Source organism: Streptomyces sp. LS1784, from assembly GCF_020103755.1.
Classification (GTDB): domain Bacteria; phylum Actinomycetota; class Actinomycetes; order Streptomycetales; family Streptomycetaceae; genus Kitasatospora.
The window spans coordinates 1-2,858 of record NZ_JAHSQD010000800.1 but is presented as its reverse complement, the minus strand read 5'-3'; the positions used below and the strand labels follow the sequence as shown (position 1 = coordinate 2,858).

1 protein-coding gene is annotated in these 2,858 nt (G+C 77.2%); it reads left to right on the top strand.

Annotated features, from left to right (window positions below):
• Positions 1-2,858 (top strand): AMP-binding protein (locus tag KS423_RS42585; RefSeq protein WP_224285062.1); only part of this gene is annotated, 2,858 nt, incomplete at both ends.

Here is a 2,858-nt window from a genome sequence, read left to right as displayed (position 1 = left end):
CGGGGCGACCGGGTCGCCCTGGTCGGCCCCCGGGACGCCCGGATGCTGGTGCTGCTGCACGGGGTGCTGCGTGCGGGCGCGGCGGCCGTGCTGACCGATCCGGACTGGTCGGCGGCCGACCTGGCCCGGCGGCTGGCGTCCGTCCGGGTGGCCCGGGTCCTGGCCACCGAGGGCGGGCCCGGCGGGGAGGCGGTGGACGTCGAGGCGCTGCCGGAGCTGCCCCCGGTGGCCACCGAGGTGCGGGGCGAGGACCTCGCGTACCTCTCCTTCACCTCCGGGTCGAGCGGCGAGCCCAAGGCGGTGGCCGTCACCCACGCCAACGCCGTGCACTACGCCCGGGCGCTGGCCGGGCGGCTCGGCCTCACCGAGGCCGACGCGCCCTGCGCCGCGCACGTCACCACCCTGGCCGCCGACCTGGGCCACACCGCCTGGCTACTCGCCTTGGCCACCGGTGGCTCGGTGCACCTCGTGCCGGACCGCGAGGTGCGCGACCCGGAGGCCTTCTGGGCCTCGCTCCGGCGGGCCCGGGTGGACGTGCTGAAGACCACCCCCTCGCACCTGACCGCTCTGCTGGAGGGCCGCCCGGCCGACTTCCCGCCGCTGCACACCGTGCTGCTCGGTGGCGAGCCGCTGCCCCGCCCGCTTGCCGCCGCCCTGCTCGACGGCGGCACCACCGCGCGGCTGGCCAACCACTACGGCCCGACCGAGACCACCGTCGGAGCCACCTGCCTGCTCGTCACCTCCGCCCGCCAACTGCCCGCCGAGGAGCCGACCGTACCGATCGGCACCGGGATCGGGGAGGTGCTGCTGGCCGTGGTGGACGGCACCGGCCGGGTGGTGCCGGACGGCACGGTGGGGGAACTGCTCATCGGCGGCCGGGGCGTGAGCGCCGGGTACTTCGGGCGGCCGGACGAGACCGCCCGCGGTTTCGTCCGGCACGAAGGCCAACCGGTCTACCGCACCGGCGACCTGTGCCGCAGGCGGGCGGACGGGAACCTGGTCTTCCTGGGCCGGGTGGACCGCCAGGTGAAGGTCCGCGGCTACCGGGTGGACCTCGCCGAGGTGGAGCGGGCCATGGACGGCCACCCGGGCGTCGCCCGCTCGGCGGCGCTGCTTCGGGAGACCGCGCTCGGCAGCCAACTGATCGGCGTCGTCCGGCTGTCGGACGGCTTCGTCGGCCTGGAGGCGCTGACGGCGCACCTGCGGGACCGGCTGCCCGGCTACTCCGTGCCGCAGCCGATCCTGGTACTGCCGCAGTTCCCGGTCGGGCCGAACGGCAAGCTCGACCGGCCGCGGCTGGCGGAGCTGGCGGCCGAACTGGTCGAGGCCCGGGCGGAGCCGAGCGGCACCGCCGCGAGCGGCCCGGCCGGGGAGATCGCCCGGTTCTGGGCGGGCGCCCTCGGCCTGCCCGCGATCGGGACGCACACCGACGTGCTCAGCCTCGGCGGGGACTCCATCCTCGCCATGCGCACCATCGCCTTCCTGCGGCGCTCCGGCCTGCGGGTCGCCTACGAGGACTTCTACCGGCACCCGACGGCGGAGGGCCTGGCGGCGGCCGCCGTCCCGGTCGCGCCGTCCGTTCCGGCCCCGCGCGGCGACACCGACCGGCTCCGACTCGCCCCCGCCCAGCGCTGGTTGTACCGGCAGCGGTCGGTGCGGGACCTGCGGCACTGGAACCAGTCCGTGCTGCTGCGATGCCGCACCGCCGTCGACCCGCAGGCACTCTCGGCGGCCGTCGCGGCCGTCCTGGAGCGGCATCCGGCGCTGCGCCGGCCGGTCACCCCGGACGGCTGCGGCGAGGTCCGGGCGGTGGCCGACCTCGACCCGGTCTCCTTCTCCCGGATCCCTCGCGCGGCCGGGGAGATCGCCGACACCGTCGCCGGGGTCTGCACCGAACTCCACCGCAGCATCGACCCGTTGGCCGGCCGGCTGCTGCGCGCCCACCTGTTCGCCGGCCCGCCCGGCACCGACGACCGGCTCGCGCTGATCGCGCACCACCTGGTGGTCGACGGGCTGTCCTGGCGGATCCTGCTGGACGACCTGGCGCACGCGTACCGGGCGGTGCTCGACCGGAAGCCGGCCGACCTGCCGCCGACGGCGGACTTCTACGCCTGGGCGGCGGTCTCCTCGCCCGTCGTCGAGCGGGTGCGCGTGGAGCCCGCCGGCGGCGAGCCGGCTCCGCAGGAGCCCGCGGCGCTCAGCTGGGCACTCGACCCGGACGCCACCGCCCGGCTGATCGCCCGGCACGGCGCCGGCGCCGGGCTGGAGGCCGTGCTGCTGGCCGCCTTCACCGAGGCCGTCGCCGGCGACGGCGGACGCCCCCGGATCGCGGTGGAGGTCGAGACCCACGGCCGGGACGCGGTCGGCGACGCGGGCGAATTCCTGGACACCGTCGGCTGGTTCACCGCCGTCAAGCACGTCGAGCTGGACGCCGGCGCCACCTCGGACACCGTGGCGCGGCGGCTGCGCGAGGCACCCGTCCGGCCGATGGACGCGCCCGGCGAAAGGCCCGCCGTCGGCTTCAACTTCCTCGGCACCTTCCGGCTGCCCGAGGAACCCGCACTGGACTGGACCGTCGCCGCCGAACAGGCCGGGACGGCCCGCTGCGCCGGGGGCGACCCGTTGTACGAACTGCGCCTCACCGCAAGGGTGGTGGAGCAGCGGCTGGTCGCCGACCTGGTGTACGGCCGACCCGGCCTGTCGCACCCGGCCGCCGAGCGGATCACCGGGCGGTTCGCCCGGGCCGTGGTGGCGCAGGCGCGGGCGCCGCAGGCCGCACCGCCGGTGCGGGCACCGATGTCCACCTCCGGCCAGCTGCTGCACCCCGGCGTCGCCACGGCCACCCGGGCGACGGTGCG